Annotated in this window: 19 protein-coding genes and 1 tRNA gene; 13 read left to right on the top strand and 7 right to left on the bottom strand. The window is 35.5% G+C overall.

Features of this window, described 5'->3' with window-relative positions; genetic code table 11:
- Positions 1 to 3 precede the first annotated feature (3 nt).
- Both EV200_RS02485 and EV200_RS02480 read left to right on the top strand, forming a co-directional pair.
- Positions 4 to 1,257 (top strand): serine hydrolase domain-containing protein, encoded by a 1,254-nt coding sequence (locus tag EV200_RS02485; RefSeq protein WP_132529222.1) that lies wholly within the window; start codon positions 4 to 6, stop codon positions 1,255 to 1,257.
- A 148-nt stretch (positions 1,258 to 1,405) separates the two neighbouring features.
- Complete coding sequence (locus EV200_RS02480; protein WP_132529221.1) at positions 1,406 to 1,948, top strand: P-loop NTPase family protein; 543 nt, start codon at positions 1,406 to 1,408, stop codon at positions 1,946 to 1,948.
- 46 nt (positions 1,949 to 1,994) lie between these two features.
- Here EV200_RS02480 and EV200_RS02475 read toward each other — a convergent pair whose 3' ends face one another.
- Positions 1,995 to 2,345, bottom strand: a complete 351-nt coding sequence (locus tag EV200_RS02475; protein WP_132529220.1) for a 4Fe-4S dicluster domain-containing protein — start codon at positions 2,343 to 2,345, stop codon at positions 1,995 to 1,997.
- 78 nt (positions 2,346 to 2,423) lie between these two features.
- On the opposite strand from EV200_RS02475, the gene EV200_RS02470 reads away from it, so the two are divergent.
- The 5 genes from EV200_RS02470 to dnaJ all read left to right on the top strand — a co-directional run bounded on the left by EV200_RS02470 (position 2,424) and on the right by dnaJ (position 6,494).
- Entirely contained in the window at positions 2,424 to 3,440 is a 1,017-nt protein-coding gene (locus EV200_RS02470) for an acyl-CoA reductase (RefSeq protein ID WP_132529219.1), read from the top strand.
- Between the two features lie 87 nt (positions 3,441 to 3,527).
- The gene (locus EV200_RS02465) at positions 3,528 to 3,731 is read left to right on the top strand and encodes a fructose-6-phosphate aldolase (RefSeq protein WP_088302050.1); all 204 of its coding nucleotides are present in this window, start codon (positions 3,528 to 3,530) and stop codon (positions 3,729 to 3,731) included.
- A 1-nt stretch (position 3,732) separates the two neighbouring features.
- Positions 3,733 to 4,416, top strand: coding sequence for a cell division ATP-binding protein FtsE (locus EV200_RS02460; RefSeq protein WP_132529218.1), 684 nt, complete (start codon positions 3,733 to 3,735; stop codon positions 4,414 to 4,416).
- 240 nt (positions 4,417 to 4,656) lie between these two features.
- Positions 4,657 to 5,238, top strand: coding sequence for a nucleotide exchange factor GrpE (locus tag EV200_RS02455; RefSeq protein ID WP_132529217.1), 582 nt, complete (start codon positions 4,657 to 4,659; stop codon positions 5,236 to 5,238).
- A 92-nt stretch (positions 5,239 to 5,330) separates the two neighbouring features.
- Positions 5,331 to 6,494: a molecular chaperone DnaJ gene (dnaJ, locus tag EV200_RS02450; protein ID WP_132529216.1), complete on the top strand. Its 1,164-nt coding sequence runs from the start codon at positions 5,331 to 5,333 to the stop codon at positions 6,492 to 6,494.
- Between the two features lie 244 nt (positions 6,495 to 6,738).
- Here dnaJ and EV200_RS02445 read toward each other — a convergent pair whose 3' ends face one another.
- On the bottom strand, positions 6,739 to 7,692 hold the full coding sequence (locus tag EV200_RS02445) for a DUF3829 domain-containing protein (RefSeq protein ID WP_132529215.1): 954 nt from the start codon (positions 7,690 to 7,692) through the stop codon (positions 6,739 to 6,741).
- Positions 7,693 to 7,966: 274 nt separating this feature from the next.
- Between EV200_RS02445 and EV200_RS02440 the strand changes: the two genes are divergently transcribed.
- On the top strand, positions 7,967 to 8,542 hold the full coding sequence (locus EV200_RS02440; protein ID WP_132529214.1) for a 2'-5' RNA ligase family protein: 576 nt from the start codon (positions 7,967 to 7,969) through the stop codon (positions 8,540 to 8,542).
- On the opposite strand, the gene tamL is transcribed toward EV200_RS02440, so the two are convergent.
- The gene (gene tamL / locus EV200_RS02435) at positions 8,543 to 10,963 is read right to left on the bottom strand and encodes a translocation and assembly module lipoprotein TamL (protein WP_244312938.1); all 2,421 of its coding nucleotides are present in this window, start codon (positions 10,961 to 10,963) and stop codon (positions 8,543 to 8,545) included. It abuts the gene before it with no gap.
- Between tamL and EV200_RS02430 the strand changes: the two genes are divergently transcribed.
- The 5 genes from EV200_RS02430 (at position 10,948) to EV200_RS02410 (ending at position 12,853) form a co-directional block, all read left to right on the top strand.
- Entirely contained in the window at positions 10,948 to 11,694 is a 747-nt protein-coding gene (locus tag EV200_RS02430; protein WP_132529212.1) for a TrmH family RNA methyltransferase, read from the top strand. The genes tamL and EV200_RS02430 overlap by 16 nt on opposite strands.
- Before the next feature lie 69 nt (positions 11,695 to 11,763).
- Positions 11,764 to 11,837, top strand: a tRNA-Cys gene (locus EV200_RS02425).
- A 34-nt stretch (positions 11,838 to 11,871) separates the two neighbouring features.
- Complete coding sequence (locus EV200_RS02420; RefSeq protein WP_132529211.1) at positions 11,872 to 12,042, top strand: spore protein; 171 nt, start codon at positions 11,872 to 11,874, stop codon at positions 12,040 to 12,042.
- A 177-nt stretch (positions 12,043 to 12,219) separates the two neighbouring features.
- Positions 12,220 to 12,573: a type II toxin-antitoxin system RelE/ParE family toxin gene (locus tag EV200_RS02415; RefSeq protein WP_132529210.1), complete on the top strand. Its 354-nt coding sequence runs from the start codon at positions 12,220 to 12,222 to the stop codon at positions 12,571 to 12,573.
- Complete coding sequence (locus EV200_RS02410) at positions 12,563 to 12,853, top strand: helix-turn-helix domain-containing protein (RefSeq protein WP_132529209.1); 291 nt, start codon at positions 12,563 to 12,565, stop codon at positions 12,851 to 12,853. Before EV200_RS02415 ends, EV200_RS02410 begins: the two co-directional genes overlap by 11 nt.
- A gap of 228 nt (positions 12,854 to 13,081) precedes the next feature.
- On the opposite strand, the gene EV200_RS02405 is transcribed toward EV200_RS02410, so the two are convergent.
- The 4 genes from EV200_RS02405 to nudK form a co-directional block, all read right to left on the bottom strand.
- Positions 13,082 to 14,113 (bottom strand): quinone-dependent dihydroorotate dehydrogenase, encoded by a 1,032-nt coding sequence (locus EV200_RS02405; RefSeq protein ID WP_132529208.1) that lies wholly within the window; start codon positions 14,111 to 14,113, stop codon positions 13,082 to 13,084.
- A 112-nt stretch (positions 14,114 to 14,225) separates the two neighbouring features.
- Positions 14,226 to 14,876, bottom strand: coding sequence for an NAD(P)-dependent oxidoreductase (locus EV200_RS02400; RefSeq protein ID WP_132529207.1), 651 nt, complete (start codon positions 14,874 to 14,876; stop codon positions 14,226 to 14,228).
- 78 nt (positions 14,877 to 14,954) lie between these two features.
- Complete coding sequence (locus EV200_RS02395; RefSeq protein WP_132529206.1) at positions 14,955 to 15,362, bottom strand: Rrf2 family transcriptional regulator; 408 nt, start codon at positions 15,360 to 15,362, stop codon at positions 14,955 to 14,957.
- A gap of 110 nt (positions 15,363 to 15,472) precedes the next feature.
- Entirely contained in the window at positions 15,473 to 16,057 is a 585-nt protein-coding gene (gene nudK / locus EV200_RS02390) for a GDP-mannose pyrophosphatase NudK (protein WP_132529205.1), read from the bottom strand.
- Positions 16,058 to 16,215 lie beyond the last annotated feature (158 nt).

The following is a 16,215-nucleotide window of genomic DNA, read 5'->3' as shown; positions in this document are numbered from 1 at the left end:
AAAATGAAAAAACTATTTTACTTCCCTGTCCTGTTTGTATTATTTACCTGCCAGTTAGTACAGGCGCAAACCAACAGTACTTCTTTTTCCGTTTCTGAAAAAAAGATCCGTCAAATTGATCAACTCTTTAAACAATACTTAGATAGCGGTTGGATAAAAGGAATTACCGCAAACATTTCCATTGATGGAAAAACGGTTTACAACAAGGCATTTGGCAATCAGGTGGGAAGGCCATTTAAAACTGATGACATTCTAAGAATAGCCTCACAAACCAAAGCGATTACCAGTGTTGCGGTAATGATGCTGTTGGAGGAAGGAAAATTTTCATTGGATGATCCCATTTCCAAATACCTCCCAACCTTTAAAAATCCTAAAATTTTAGATAAGTTCAATCCGAAAGATTCCACTTATACCACCAGGCCTGCAAAAGGCGAAATCACTATTCGTGAATTGCTCACCCATACCTCCGGACTTGGATATGCGCAAATTGGCTCTCCTGAAATGCAGGCCATTTATGCAAAGGCAGATATTTCAGCAGGATTTGTTAATCATAAAAAAAACTTAAAAACCGATATTGATAAATTAGGTAAACTTCCACTTTCATTTGAGCCTGGCCAAAAATGGCAATATAGCTTGGGAATGGACGTATTAGGCAGGTTAGTGGAAGTAACTTCAGGTTTAAATCTTGATCAGTTTTTTAAACAGAGAATTTTCATTCCGCTGGGCATGAACGACACTTATTTCGCTTTGCCTAAAAATAAACAGTCAAGATTATCATCCGTTTACACCGAAGATCCAAAAACCAAAGAAGTTAAATCCTGGAAGGATGGCGCGGTAAATGGATCAACCATTAATTACCCCATCAATGAGAATGGTTATTTTGCAGGTGGCGCTGGCTTGGTTTCTACCTCTAAAGATTATGGAATCTTTTTGCAAATGCTTTTAAATGGTGGCGAATACAAGGGTAAAAGAATTCTATCAAAAAATAGCGTAGCCTTAATGACGAAAAATCAAATTGGCAGTATCCCATTCGGAGATAATTATTTCGGGCTGGGTTTTGAAATTGTTTCGGATAAGGGAAGTAAAAAATTTGGACAAACAGCAGGTTCTTATGGATGGGGAGGATTTTTTGGTTCAACTTATTGGGTAGATCCTCAAAAGAAAATGACAGCGCAAATTTACGTTCAGCAATCACCATTATCTCACGGACAATTGCCTAATCAGTTCAAAGCATTAATTTATCAAGATGCTAAATAATTGAAGTATTGGAAATGATTTAAAATCTAAAGGATAATATTGAATCTGTTTTGCAAAGCAGTGCCATTTGCCTGTAAACCTGTTTTTATTCTTTTGGAATGTCCCAAATAAATGCGATGTTTAAGATTAAGTTTTCCAATCAAACAAAATGAAAATTCATTTATTTGGGGCTTCTGCTTCCGGTGTGACCACTCTTGGCAATGCACTCGGCAAAAAGTTAAATATTCCCTATTTCGATAGTGATCAGTATTTTTGGCTGCCTACTGATCCACCTTTTATATCAAAACGCGATCCTATTGAAAGAAATCAACTTATTAAAGCAGCTTTAACAGAGACTGATCATTGGATTTTTGGCGGGTCGAGCGTAAGCTGGGGCAACAATGTATTTCCCGAATTTGATTTGATTGTATTCCTCTGGATTCCACCTGAAGTAAGAATGAGAAGACTGAAAGAAAGAGAGTTTGAAAGATATGGATCAGCCATTTATGATGATCCTGAACGCATCAAAAAGTATAATGAGTTTATGGAATGGGCAGCCCAATATGATATTGATCCGAAGGAATCAGGCTTCACAGGCAGATCTTTAAAAGTACACGAAGACTGGATAAAGGGTTTGAATAGAGAAGTATTGGAAATTAGAGGAGATTTTAGTGTAGAAGAAAGAATTCAGAAAATTATGAAATATCTTTAAATAAAAAAGGCGCAAAAAGCGCCTTCACATTATATTTTTTTCTAGCTTAACCCTCCTGATGTAACCAGGCCTTTTTAGCTAGTAATTCTTCTTCAGTTTCGCGGATATCTTCATCATCCACACAACAATCTACCGGGCAAACCGCTGCACATTGAGGTTCATCATGAAATCCTTTACACTCAGTACATTTATCAGATACAATATAATAAACCTCATCAGAAACAGCCTCCTGTGCGGAATCAGCCTCTATTTGTTGATTACCAAAATCAATGATACCATCTAAATTCGTACCATCAGAAAATCGCCAAGCAGTACCGGCATCGTAAATTGCGTTATTAGGGCATTCCGGTTCACAAGCCCCACAATTTATACACTCATCTGTTATTTTAATCGCCATGTCTTCGTCTAATTCTTTTGCTTAGTTTACCTTTGCGCTGCAAATATAAGATATAATCAATTAATAATAATTCTAAATATGTCAGTTTTAACACAGGAAAAAGCAATAATTGCATTCAAAACACTTGGCAAAAAACTTGCTCATCCTACTGATGTTTTAGGAGACTCCATCTACCAGGTACAAAACAGCAATGCCTGGTTTACTTTAGAAAATATAGAAAAAGCTATTTTATCTTTTTCCGAAATGTTAAATGATGCAGATGTAGATCAATGGTTTGAAACTATTCAGTTTACTTCATCAGCAAAAAAAATCGGTTTAATCCTTGCAGGTAATATCCCCTTGGTCGGTTTTCATGATGTATTATGCGTGTTAGCCACTGGGAATATAGCACTCATCAAGCTATCCTCGTCAGATGATAAATTAATTAAAACAATAATTTCTGAATTAATAGCTATTGAACCTGCGTTCACTGACAAAATTGAATACGTAGAAAGGCTGAAGGATTTTGATGCAGTAATTGCTACTGGAAGCAACAATTCCTCACGATATTTTGATTACTACTTCAGTAAAGTGCCTAACATCATCAGAAAAAACAGGAATAGTGTTGCAGTTCTTGATGGAACTGAAAGTCAGGAAGATATTCATAATCTGGGTGCTGACATTTTCGATTATTTTGGACTGGGCTGCAGAAATGTTTCAAAGCTTTATTACCCTAAAGGATACGATATCGCCAAATTCTACGAAGGAATTGAAAGTTATCAAAACATCATCAATCATTTTAAATATCAAAATAATTACGACTACAATAAGTCGATTTACCTGGTAAATATGGCTAAACACTTTGACAATGGATTTCTGTTGCTAAAGGAAGATGAGCAACTCACCTCGCCACTTGCGGTTTTATTTTATCAGGAATATGAACATCTGGCCACAGTTGAAAATGAGTTAGCAGCACAAGCTGAAAACATTCAGTGCATCATTTCAAAAGCTGATATAAGTCTGCCAAAATTTCAATTCGGTGAAAGTCAGCACCCTAAGCTTTGGGATTATGCTGATAATGTAGATACAGTACAATTTTTAAATAAACTGGCATAAATCTGTTTTCTTGAATACCATAGGAATACTCAGCCCTATCATCTTTTGCCTTTCAGCTTTCAGCTTAAATAGTTATTTTTGAAAACAATGTATATCGTTAAAGTTAAAGGCATCGCCAAAATTCCAGATTATGTGCAATTAAGAGATGATAAATTTACGCTCTTGGCATATTTTCGGGTAGACAGACCAGATAAGTCCTTAGAAAAATTAGGGCTGGCAGAGAAACAAGATTACATTATGGAAATGATTAAAGATTTGCCTTTTGGGCAGATTGCAAAATTAGAAATATAAAATGGCAGGAAACGCAGTAATTCACTTAAGTAATGTTGATGTTTTTCAACAGAAACACTTGGTACTTTCTAACGTAAATTTACATATCGAAAAAGATGAGTTCATTTTTTTAATCGGCCAAACCGGTTCTGGTAAGAGTAGCTTATTGAAGATATTATATGGCGATTTACACATTGGTAATGGTGAGGGAAATATTGCCGGTTTTGATCTGAAAAATTTGAAAGAAAGCCAGGTGCCTTTTTTACGCCGTAAATTAGGTGTAGTTTTTCAGGATTTCCAATTACTAACCGATCGTACCATTGAAAAAAACCTGGAATTTGTTTTAAAAGCCACCGGCTGGACAGATGCGAAATTAATTAATGAGCGGATTAAAGATGTATTGGATAAAGTAGGCTTACGTTCAAAAATTAAAAAAATGCCCCATGAAATTTCAGGTGGCGAGCAACAGCGGATCGTAATTGCCAGAGCACTGTTAAATGATCCCGAAATTATTCTTGCCGATGAGCCAACAGGGAATTTAGACCCGGAAACATCTGAAGAAATTGTAACGCTGTTAAAGCAAATTTGCCAGGCAGGAACAGCCGTTTTAATGGCTACACATGATTATCACATTATCCGCACCTTCCCATCACGCATTATTAAATGTGAAAATGGTGCCATATTAGAAGGCGCACAAATCGCTTAGAGATTAGATTTGTAAAGAATTACGATTTTAGCCTATTTAAGATTAATTCTGAAGCTAAAATCGTAATTCTAATTTTCAAAATCAACGATCTCTTTCCTGCCAAAATCGTATCTCTAAAATCTACATTCTTACCTCCCCTGTCAATCTGTTCAGATTACTTCAAATAAATCTGCCAGCTTGGCTGATTTACCATAATGGCAAAATAGTTGACATTAACACAAAAAATTCAGCCTGTATATTATGTTTAATAAGAAGAAAAATAACGATAAAGACGAAAATATAGTGAATCCTGAAAATACATCAGAAAACCCAGTTGAAAATGCAGAACAAACTGATGCGACTGTAAATGAGACAGCGGAAGCTCCTGAATTATCGGCAGAAGAAAAATTGCAAGCAGAAGTTCAACAGCTTAATGATAAATATTTAAGGTTATATGCTGAGTTTGATAACTATAAACGCCGTACACAAAAAGAACGTGTAGAGCTGTTACAAACTGCCGGAAAAGACGTAATTGTATCATTATTACCAGTTCTGGATGATTTTGATCGTGCTTTAAAAGCAATGGAAACCGCTGCAGATGTTGCACCTGTTAAAGAAGGTATCCTTTTGGTAAGCACCAAACTAAAAAACACACTAGCACAAAAAGGCCTAAAAGATGTATCAAGCATTAATGAGCCATTTAATACAGATTTCCATGAAGCCATCACCAATATCCCTGCTCCTACCGAGGATTTAAAAGGAAAAGTAATTGATGAAGTGGAAAAAGGCTATACCCTTAACGATAATGTAATTCGCTTTGCTAAAGTTGTAGTAGGCGCGTAAATTAATTATTGAATGTAGAATGATCGAGTGACTGAATGGTTTATACATTCTCTAATTCAATCGTTCAATAATTCAATCATTTTAAAAAGAAGATGAGTAAAAGAGATTATTACGATGTATTAGGCGTTAGCAAAAGTGCCGCAGCTGATGAGATAAAAAAAGCCTATCGGAAGATGGCCATTAAATATCACCCGGATAAGAATCCTGGCGATAAGGCCGCAGAAGATAAATTTAAAGAAGCAGCAGAAGCTTACGAAGTTTTAAGCAGTGCTGAAAAGAAACAACGTTATGATCAGTTTGGTCATGCCGGAGTTGGCAGCAGTGCATCTGGTGGTTATGGCGGCGGCAATATGAACATGGATGATATCTTCAGTAATTTTGGAGATATTTTTGGTGGGCATAATCCTTTTGAAAGCTTTTTTGGCGGTGGTGGCGGTGGCCAGCAACGTGGCGGTCGTCGTGTAGCGAAAGGCTCCAATCTCCGCATTAAAGTTAAATTAACGCTGGAAGAAATTGCACATGGTGCAGAGAAGAAAATTAAGGTAAATAAACTAATTTCTTGTAAAACCTGTGATGGCTCTGGTGCCAAAGATCAATCATCTGTAAGTACTTGTGGTACTTGTGGTGGTAGCGGACAGGTAAGACGCGTAACCAATACTATTTTGGGCCAGATGCAAACTGCATCTACCTGCCCAACATGTAATGGTAGCGGACAGCAAATCACTGCAAAATGTAATGTTTGCCATGGTGAGGGTGTAGTGCGTGGAGAAGAAACCATTACCATTAACATTCCTGCAGGTGTAAGTGAAGGCATGCAGTTAAGCATGAGCGGAAAAGGTAATGCTGCTCCAAACGGCGGCGTTCCGGGAGATTTGATTATTTTAATTGAAGAAACTCCACACGAAACATTAAAGCGTGAAGGAAATAATATTGTTTATGACTTGCACTTAAGTTTCGCTGATGCAGCCCTGGGTTTAAGCATTGAAGTGCCAACTATTGATGGTAAGGCAAAAATTAAAATTGAACCTGGAACTCAGAGTGGAAAGTTATTGCGCCTTAAAGGAAAAGGTTTACCAGAGGTAAATTCTTATCACAGGGGAGATGAAATTATTCATATTAACATCTGGACACCAAAAGCATTAAGTAGTGAAGAACGTAATATTTTAGAGAAACTACGTGAATCACCAAACTTTAAACCGCAACCCGGTAAAAATGACAAAAGCTTCTTCGAGAGAATGAAAGAATATTTTGAATAATCATTTTCTAAATGAATACAACAAAAAACCCGATAGCAAAGCTATCGGGTTTTTTGTTGTGTTAAATATGTTCTTCATTTCCCTTATCTTTTCAGGGGAAAGTACCGATAGGAGAATAGAGGGTAAAGATTGCTTCGTCGTTCCTCATTGTAATTACCACTAATCTGATTTTATTAGCGTTAAATCGAAAAATCGTCATTGTGATGAGCGTCTTTCAGCTGGGGAAACAATATTATTCTACTGACTAACCTACAAAATAATTATAGGTAGTACGCATATACTCATGTTTTCTAACTAAATCTTCGATTTCACTTTCAGTTAATTTGCCTGCTGCAGAAGCATTTCTGAGCGTTTTTTTAGCTTCGATTAGGTATTCCTTAAAACTCTCATTGAATCGGCTAAAGGAACCGTCTTTACTTGGGAATTTTGTAGCATCCGGAGCATCCATTTCAGTGTGCTTTTTATTTTGTGCTTCCAAAGCTGCGTAGGCTGACTTTATTTTAGCTTCGTCTGCTTTAAAATTCTTTGTGTCCATGATTAGCTTGTTAAAATCTCCTACAGCTTTTCTATCATCTTTCATCGCAAAAATATACTCCTTTAAAGGATGTGTTTTTAAAATGATTCTTTCCGCATCATCTCCAATGACTTCAAGTTTTGCTAAAAGGTTCTCATCATATTTATAATAAGCTTTACTCATAGAATAAATAGAATCAATTAATTTTTTCCCTTTAACACTTTTGTCATCCTTCCAATCTTCTGCCTTTAAATAATCATCTAAAGATTTATAAGTATCCTTAATTTTCGTCATGGTTTCATTTAAACCAGCTACATTTTCTTTAAAGTACTTTTGATCATCGCTGCTTAAAGCTGACGGTGGTGTTTCAGGTCTAAGTTTTGAAGTGCTGAAAGCTGATGAAGAATAAGGTGATATAATACCAATAAAAGCAAATCGATCATTGGGATTATCCAACCCCTTATCTATCTGCTGCAAATTTTCATCAAGTCTTTTTAAGTATTCATTGTTTTCATCGGTTAAACCAACCAAAACGTTATTATACTCTACAATTTGATTGGCATCATCATTATCGGCTTCGGCATATTCTGTTTTTGCTCCATCTTCCTTTTTTTTATCTCCACTTTTGCAGGCGGTAAATGAGATAGCGACTGCCACGACTAATAGTTTGATAGTTGACTTCATTTTTTAGTTATTTATATTATCTGATAATTGTTTGAACCGCATTTACCTTCAGGCGAAAACTTTAACAATTACAACTACAAGTTGTTTTGAAAAAAATTCAAATGATCACAAAAAGGAATTTCTATCACTATAAAGTTATTCGTTTAAACGAAACCTTAATTTGATCCTAAAACTTTTAATAATACATCCTGTTTATCCAAATAAAATGGAAAATTAGGTGCTTAGCATTTATATTTAATGTTTCTGATTTTGCACTGACAACTCCAATCAATTTATGGAAAATTTATTTTTAGTTTGCCTCGTTCCACCAGTTTCGATTGTTGAAGATATTGATGCAATCAGAAATTATATTTCTGAAGAATTTAATGTTTATGAGTCTTTAAAAAGGCCTGCGCATATCACCCTATACAATCCGGTAAAAATTACTACACTAGAAATGGAAGAACGATTTTTCAATACATTGGCTTTCGCAACTTATCAGGATTCTTTTATGCAGGTGCTCTCCCATTTTGGTTCATTTCCATCGCATACCTTTTATCTTAATGTAGTGCAAAATCCCGGCATTATGAACCTTCAGGCTCAGATTAAAACTGCACTGAAACCATTAAAATTGCTTCCACAAACTGATCATTTTAAATACACACCACATTTAACATTGGCTTTCAAAGATGTGAAACCTCCTGTTTTTGAAGAGATTATTAAAACATTCAAAGACCGGAAATTTAAGAGAGAATTTTTAGTCTCTGGATTTTCAGTTTATAAACATGTAAACAAAAGATGGCAGCCGTACAAAGAATTTATGTTTAAAAACCCAAAAGATAATCCAAAAATACTTGATCTTTTTAGTTAACTAGAACGGCATTCCAATTCCAAAATTATATTGAACAAAACGATAAGTATCTGGTGAGTGAGTAGCATTATAACTCTCCTTAAATTCTTTTGTTCCTGAAAATAACTTACCAATTACCCATTGATCATTACCTGAAAACTGTGGATCTTTTAATTTGAGGCCAATATCAAAACGAAAAACAAAATACTGTACATCGTACCTAAAACCAATCCCTGTACCTATTGCCACCTGTTGAGCTAATTTGCTTAATTTGAATAGTGTTTTTTCCCTTTCTGCTTCATCTACGTTAAATATGAAGCTTGAATTGTTCAGGTTCCAAACATTTCCTGCATCAACAAACGCAGCTCCTTTTAAAGTTGCTCCAAAAAACTTCTTTACTAAGGTACAACGGTACTCAAAATTAGTTTCAATCTTCATCTCTCCCAATTGATCCAAGCCAAAAAAGGCTTTACGCGCCTCAGGGGTTGGAATCACGTCCCGGTTATAATTACCCGGACCTAAAGTTCTTGCCTGCCATGCCCTAATCCCGCTTGATCCTCCTGCAAAAAAGAGTTTTTCAAAAGGAATACCATAGTTAATTGCATTGCCGTAGGCATAACCTACACCTGCATTTACTCTGGCAATAAATTGTTTTTCTCCGCCCAAATGCTTGTACCATCTTAAATCAATCTCTGGCCTTACATACTGGTTAAATGGTAAACCAAAAATTGTCGCCGTATTACTACGCTCCGGATCGCGCTGGGCTCCTGTTATACTGGTTATAGCCTGTAATAAATTACCTGCTATATCAATTCCTCCCCTGAAATAAACAAACGTTCGATACTGATTTAATTTATCATTATTTAAGGTATAAACATATTTCATACCCAAGGTAAAATCTTTTCTGTTCAATAATGCAGCATAATAAATATTATTATTAAGTGTTACTGAATCTACACCTGGTTCAATATTTCCAAATCGATATTCAAAGTTTAATGGCGTAAAAGAGTGAAGTTTAGATTTGGTCTCAAACCAGTCATAAGTAATAGAGTTGATAAATATGTTTCTTACGGATATGTCTTTCTGCAAAGCATAGATATAACTGGAAGAAAAAGTAGTATGTGGCATTCCATTTCCTCCAAGTTCAGGGTTATAGAATGGAATGATTAAACGCGGAACAGAAATGCTTGCACTTACGGAAAAGTCTCGCTGATAAATATCTTTGAAAGGCTTTGCGCCATTGCCTAATCTAGATTGCAAACCACCTTTAATCTGTAGCTCAAATCGTTCAGCCCCCCTGAAAAAATTATTATTTGTATAGGTATTACTAAGGTTAAAACCTACTGTACCACCATTAAAAGGTACCTCTCCTTCTACCCGGTTACTCATTACCTTTTGAGGCGTTAACAGAATAATTGGAATAATTTTATTGGAGGTACTATCGCGATTGTAATAGTCAATTTTAACATTTTTAAAAATATTCAGTTCATACAGGCGATCGTAAGTTAAGTTTTCATTTCTGATATCGAACATATCACCCCTTTTCAGAAAATCATATCTTACGATTGGATTTCTTCTGTAACGTTTAGAAAAATCTGTAAAAATAACACCACCCACGGTGTCTTTACTTAATTTACTTCTTACTGAATCTGGAAACCCATCAGGGCTAGGCGCAATAAGCATATGCGTGTAATCAATGTTATATTGCTTATGTGGCCCTTTTGGCGGATTAGTGATATTTAACCTAACATCTACCTGATCCGGCTTTGCAGTTTCAATTACATCAAAATTTACATAAGGCCTAAGGAAATAAAAATAACCATTTTCCTTCATCACCCGATAAATCTGCTCACGTTCATACGTAAGTGAATCTACATCATATTGCATTCCCTCGTGCAAACGTGAAAAAGTTGGTTTAGTGCTATTGTAAACACTTTTAACGTTAGCCGTATAAATCGAATCAGATATTTTATCGATGTAAGAAGGTTTTCCTTGATCGGCTTTAAAACGGATATCAGCCTTTTTATCTTTGACCTTTACTTCCGCAGTAACCTTTGCTGAAAAATAGCCCTTACCCACCAAAAACTTCTGAATCTGGTTTCTGGAAATTTCAACCAGTGTACTATCTAAAATAGCTGGTGGTGTACCGAAGGGTTTTATGTTGTTTGTTTTATAACGTCCATCCTTCGTATTAAATAGGTTATAAAGGGGTACATTAATGCTAAAAGCAGAAAGTGGTCTGATATCTTTTTGCACATAATTATATGCCTGCTCTTCAAATCTTTTGTCTACACTATCAATAGTAACCTTCTTAACGATTGATTGATAATCTGCAATGTATTTTGTAGATGAACAAGCCTGAATTAAAACAATAAATAATAGTAATATTGCAAGACTTTTCAGTTTAGAATATATTAAAGATTGGTATGCTTTCAAAATCACAGATTAGTTTTATTAAATCATTACATCAAAAAAAGTATCGTAAAGAAAATGGGCTGTTCCTGGTTGAAGGTATAAAATCAATCAGAGAATTTATATCATCAGATTACCAGATCGACACCATTTATTACGATAAAGAGCAATATCAACACTTACCCAAATTACCTGCAAATATAAACTTATTTGAAGTAAACAACGTCGAATTAAGCAAGATTAGTACTTTACAAACTCCGCAAGGCTTTTTGGCATTGATTAAAACACCAGAAACTAAAAATATTATAAACAAAGACCTCAAAAATAAATTTACACTGGTGCTGGATGGTGTTCAGGATCCTGGAAATATGGGCACTATTATTAGAACAGCAGACTGGTTTGGTTTCGAAAATATTATTTGTTCAATGGATACCGTTGAAGCCTATAACCCTAAAACCGTACAGGCAACCATGGGATCTTTAGCTCGGATAAAAATATTTTATGAGGATTTACCTGCATTTCTTACTGATATTGATATTCCGGTTTTTGGCGCATTATTAGATGGAAATTCTATTTACAAAACCAAATGGGGCCAGGAAGGATTGGTAGTGCTCGGCAATGAGGGTAAAGGAATTACTGCGGAGGTAATTAAAAAAATTAATCATCCTGTAACCATCCCGCGGATTGGAGCAGCAGAATCATTAAACGTTGCCGTAAGTGCCGCTATTTTTTGCACTGAAATAGTGAGGGTTAAAAATTAAATACATATTTATTGCGATATTATTTGCGGACTTAGTAATAATTGCTATTTTTGCAACCTTGAATTTCAAGGTCGAGTGGCCGAGTGGCTAGGCAGAGGTCTGCAAAACCTTCTACAGCGGTTCGAATCCGCTCTCGACCTCCATTTGTACAAATAAAATAATTAAAAGGTTATTACCATGGCAGTTACCAGATTAAAAAGAAAAGACAGAAGAAATAAAAATACAGCTCACCAAGAGGTAGCATTTTTAAAAAGAGCAACTAACATCGAGTTAGGAAGCCGTTCTGCTCAACCTAAAAGCGATCAATTAGCTAAAAACAATGCTGTTTTAGCGAGTTTAGCAAAATAGTTTTTAGAAAGAAATTCTTCTTTAAGATTTAAAGCATCCTTCTGATCAAAGGATGCTTTTTTTATGTGGTGATTTTTGCTTTACTTCAACTGTTTATTCATTTGCGATCCTTATATATCCCCCTAATCAAATTGAAAATAAATTTGCCATGTAGTAACTTATAAGTTACCTTTGTTTATGAAGGTAAGAGAAGTTATAGCTTTTAAAGACTACTTTGAAAAATTCCTCCTTGATCAGTCGCGTAAAGTTCAGGATAAGATATTCAAAATTATTGAAGCTATTGAAACTCTTGAGCGTGTACCTGCATCATACCTAAAATTCCTTGTTGGCACGGACGGCCTTTATGAGGCAAGAATCCAGCTGGGTTCAAACATTTGGAGGGTATTCTGTTTCTTTGATCATGATAAACTGGTAATATTATTGAATGGTTTTCAGAAAAAGACACAAAAGACTCCAAAAAGTGAAATAGAAAAAGGATTACGCCTAATGGCAGAATACTTTGCGCAAAAAAACAAAAAAGATGGAAACTAAAAGTTGGAAAGAAATCAAGGATACAGTTTACGGAAAAAAGGGAACTGATAAACGTGATGAACTGGATAGAGATTTTGCAAGTTTTAAAATCGGATTAATGCTACGCAAGGCCAGGGAAGACAAACACCTTACCCAAAGCGAACTTGGAGAACTTGTAAATAGAAAACGTGAATATATTTCACGGATTGAAAACAATGGCAGCAACCTCACCTTAAAAACCTTATTCGATATTGTAGAAAAGGGATTAGGCGGTAAGGTTAAGATTTCGATTGAGCTATAATTCATAATAAAATATCTTGATAAAACGTAGTTCTGATCAAAAGATGCTTTTTATGTGTTTGATTTTCATGAATCAATTACCAAGTTCAATAATCTAAATGGCTGGTTAAAAAAAATGAAGGCATAACGATTGATGACACCATTGAAATTCTCAATTAAAGTATTTAATAAACCTTTCTAAATACAGGAGGAATAAGTTCAATTGTATGAACAAGCAAGAAAAAGAGCTTTACTTTATAAGCGACTTGCAAATAGATTTAATCAATCCTGGTCCTTCGTAAATAAAGCCAGTGTATAACTGAATCAGGCATGCTCCGGCATCTAACTTTTCTTTTGCGTCTTTAGGAGAGTGGATTCCGCCCACGCCAATAATTGGAAAAGCTTTATTTGATTTTTCTGAAAGGTATTTAATTACTTCGGTTGACCGCTCTTTTACTGGCCTACCGCTTAAACCGCCCATCTCTTCAGCCAAAACTTTTTCTGTAGCTAAGTTTTCCCGACTGATGGTGGTGTTAGTAGCAATGATACCGGCAATTTTTGTCTCTGCCACAATCTCAATAATATCATCTAGTTGTGCATCGGTTAAATCGGGCGCTATCTTCAGTAAAATCGGACGTGATATATCATTTTTACGATTACGCTGCTGGAGCGTATTCAGAATATTTTTAAGCGGTTCCTTTTCCTGTAACTGGCGTAAACCCGGGGTATTTGGAGAACTCACATTCACCACAAAATAATCCACTACATCAAAAAGCCTATCAAAGCATTTAATATAATCGCTTACCGCATCTTCATTTGGTGTGGCTTTATTTTTACCAATGTTCCCTCCTACTACAATATCAGGATGCCTGTCTTTAAGCAGGCGTAAACGCTCTGCCATCACATCTACACCTTTATTGTTAAAACCCATCCTATTGATCAGTGCTTCATCATTTGGTAACCGGAACATCCTGGGTTTATCATTTCCGGGCTGTGGCATTGGCGTAACTGTTCCAACTTCAACGAAACCAAAACCCAAATTACTCAGTGCTTCAACGTATTCGCCATTCTTATCAAAACCAGCAGCCAATCCAACAGGATTTCTGAATTTAATTCCAAAAACTTCTTTCTCTAAACCTTTAATATTGATATCGAAACTGCTTCGGATGATGGTTTTACCCAATGGAAACTTATCATTAAACCATTTGAGCCTTTTAACCACGAAGTAATGTACGTTTTCAGGGTCAAATTTAAAGAATATTGGTTTAATCAGGCGATACATGCCACGAAGATAAATAAAATATGGAAAAAAGGGATGATGTAATATGGAATTTGGATAATCACTTACCCCATCCTCAACACCACATCATCACTTTTATGATATTTTGTATTTTTTAGTATGCTGCTGTAAACTGTTCTTGGTGATGTGCCTTTTTTTCCAGTTCATCAGCAATCACAATTGATAAATCTTCAACAGATAATATTGAACGTCCTTCCTCATTAAAAACCGGGGAAGTTTTTCCTAAACGGTATTTACCTGTGCGGCCAATGGTAATTCCTGGATGCATTTCAATTGCCGGACTGAAGAATACCCAGTCTAATTCTTTTTCTTCTTTCAATTTATTAAAATAGTCTCTCACCGCTGATGCACCAGGGTAAATTTCTTTAGGAAATTCTGGTCCGTCTACCAACTGATTACCATCTATTTGCAAAGTACCGGCACCGCCGATAAAAACAAAGCGTTTTACACCAGATGCTTTAACGCCTGCCTGAATGGCTTCCGCTCCTGCAAGCGTATCTTGATAAAGGTTTGGATTAATCCAACCCGGGTTAAATGCGCTCACCACAGCATCTGCACCTTTCAAAGCCTCAGCTAATGCTTCAGTATTTAATACATCAACCGCAACTTTCGTTACTTTTTCATCTGTACTTTCAATTTTATCCGTATCACGGGCAATGGCAACTACTTCATTTCCTCGACTTACCAACTCATTCAAAAGGGCTTTGCCTACAAATCCTGAGGCTCCTATTAATGCTACTTTCATGTTCTTAAAATTTTATGTTTAACTTAATATTAATTTATAATTGTAATATTTTTAATTACAGTTTAAGATAAAAAAAATCTATTTAAATTTTAAAGCAAAATCTGCCAGGGTTTGCTTCGACAGGTTTTGAATTAAAGCATTTTCAGCATCACTATATAAACTGATTAAATGTTGATTAATTTGTTTTCCAATTGGACATTTCGGATTAGGTTCATTTTTATTCTGACCCAATATATAATCTGATTTTACCGCATTGTAAACTTCACCTAAATTAATGTCAGCTGCATTTTTCGCTAAAAATGAGCCTCCACCCTTTCCTTCCTTACTATCTACAAAGCCAAATTTTCGCAGGTTCATAATCTCTTTACGTACTAAAACCGGATTAATGTTGATACTTCCAGCTAAATAATCAGAACTCAGCAATTCTCCCTTTGCATCATCAAGCAAAGTCAGAATATGTAAAGACACTGGAAACCGATTATTCATTCTGTAATTATTTTTGTTACAGTACAAAGGTAAATACTTTTTTGATTTTTCAAAATTTATTTAAAATATAATAAAAGTGCCTGAATCAGAACGAACAGCAATGATCACTCTTAATCTAACAAATGATTAAGCTGGGCATATTGTAAAAGCATGATCGTTTTTCCATCTTTAATCTCACCTGTGGTAATCTTATTAACAGCATCATTAAAAGACATTTCTAGAACTTCGATATTCTCCTGCTCCTCATGATGACCGCCACCATCGCTCACCTTCATATCTTTTGAATATTCGGCCACGAAAAAATACAGGATTTCGGTAACAGAACCTGGTGACATATAGGCTTCAAAAACCTTTTTTACATCTGTAATTTTATAACCTGTTTCTTCTTCTGTTTCCCGTTTGATGGCTGTTTCCGCATTGTCCTGATCCAATAAACCAGCACAGGTTTCAATGAGCATTCCACTTTCATTGCCATTAACGTAGGTTGGCAAACGAAACTGCCTGGTTAAAATTACGGTTTTGGCCTGTTTATTATAAAGTAAAATGGTTGCGCCATTGCCCCTATCATAAGTTTCACGGGTTTGGGTTTCCACCGATCCATCTTTTTTATGGTATTGAAAAGTGACTTTGTTAAGGGTATACCAATTATCTGAAAGAAGTTCCGTGCTAATGATCTTAATGTTTTCGTTATTCATGTTAAATTACTTTGTGCCCAAATATATTATTAATTTTTAGCTGATGTAATTAAAAGAACGGTAGCGATGTGTTAAGATTGTGTGCATCAATCCTTACATGATAAAATCTTTTTAAACCATACCTATCTGTCTTTTGGCGTCACTTCCCTTCAGAAAGA

It is taken from the genome of Pedobacter psychrotolerans (assembly GCF_004340665.1).
GTDB lineage: Bacteria > Bacteroidota > Bacteroidia > Sphingobacteriales > Sphingobacteriaceae > Pedobacter > Pedobacter psychrotolerans.
The sequence above is the reverse complement of the archived record's forward strand: the minus strand, read 5'-3'. Positions and strand labels throughout refer to the sequence as shown.

Coding starts and splice junctions, on each gene's coding strand:
- EV200_RS02420 (WP_132529211.1), top strand. CDS start 11,872: ATGGCAGTTACCAGATTAAAAAGAAAAGACAGAAGAAATAAAAATACA.
- EV200_RS02480 (WP_132529221.1), top strand. CDS start 1,406: ATGAAAATTCATTTATTTGGGGCTTCTGCTTCCGGTGTGACCACTCTT.
- EV200_RS02400 (WP_132529207.1), bottom strand. CDS start 14,876: ATGAAAGTAGCATTAATAGGAGCCTCAGGATTTGTAGGCAAAGCCCTT.
- EV200_RS02410 (WP_132529209.1), top strand. CDS start 12,563: ATGGAAACTAAAAGTTGGAAAGAAATCAAGGATACAGTTTACGGAAAA.
- EV200_RS02470 (WP_132529219.1), top strand. CDS start 2,424: ATGTCAGTTTTAACACAGGAAAAAGCAATAATTGCATTCAAAACACTT.
- EV200_RS02445 (WP_132529215.1), bottom strand. CDS start 7,692: ATGAAGTCAACTATCAAACTATTAGTCGTGGCAGTCGCTATCTCATTT.
- dnaJ (WP_132529216.1), top strand. CDS start 5,331: ATGAGTAAAAGAGATTATTACGATGTATTAGGCGTTAGCAAAAGTGCC.
- EV200_RS02460 (WP_132529218.1), top strand. CDS start 3,733: ATGGCAGGAAACGCAGTAATTCACTTAAGTAATGTTGATGTTTTTCAA.
- EV200_RS02430 (WP_132529212.1), top strand. CDS start 10,948: ATGCTTTCAAAATCACAGATTAGTTTTATTAAATCATTACATCAAAAA.
- EV200_RS02415 (WP_132529210.1), top strand. CDS start 12,220: ATGAAGGTAAGAGAAGTTATAGCTTTTAAAGACTACTTTGAAAAATTC.
- EV200_RS02475 (WP_132529220.1), bottom strand. CDS start 2,345: ATGGCGATTAAAATAACAGATGAGTGTATAAATTGTGGGGCTTGTGAA.
- EV200_RS02455 (WP_132529217.1), top strand. CDS start 4,657: ATGTTTAATAAGAAGAAAAATAACGATAAAGACGAAAATATAGTGAAT.
- EV200_RS02440 (WP_132529214.1), top strand. CDS start 7,967: ATGGAAAATTTATTTTTAGTTTGCCTCGTTCCACCAGTTTCGATTGTT.
- EV200_RS02465 (WP_088302050.1), top strand. CDS start 3,528: ATGTATATCGTTAAAGTTAAAGGCATCGCCAAAATTCCAGATTATGTG.
- nudK (WP_132529205.1), bottom strand. CDS start 16,057: ATGAATAACGAAAACATTAAGATCATTAGCACGGAACTTCTTTCAGAT.
- EV200_RS02405 (WP_132529208.1), bottom strand. CDS start 14,113: ATGTATCGCCTGATTAAACCAATATTCTTTAAATTTGACCCTGAAAAC.
- EV200_RS02395 (WP_132529206.1), bottom strand. CDS start 15,362: ATGAATAATCGGTTTCCAGTGTCTTTACATATTCTGACTTTGCTTGAT.
- EV200_RS02485 (WP_132529222.1), top strand. CDS start 4: ATGAAAAAACTATTTTACTTCCCTGTCCTGTTTGTATTATTTACCTGC.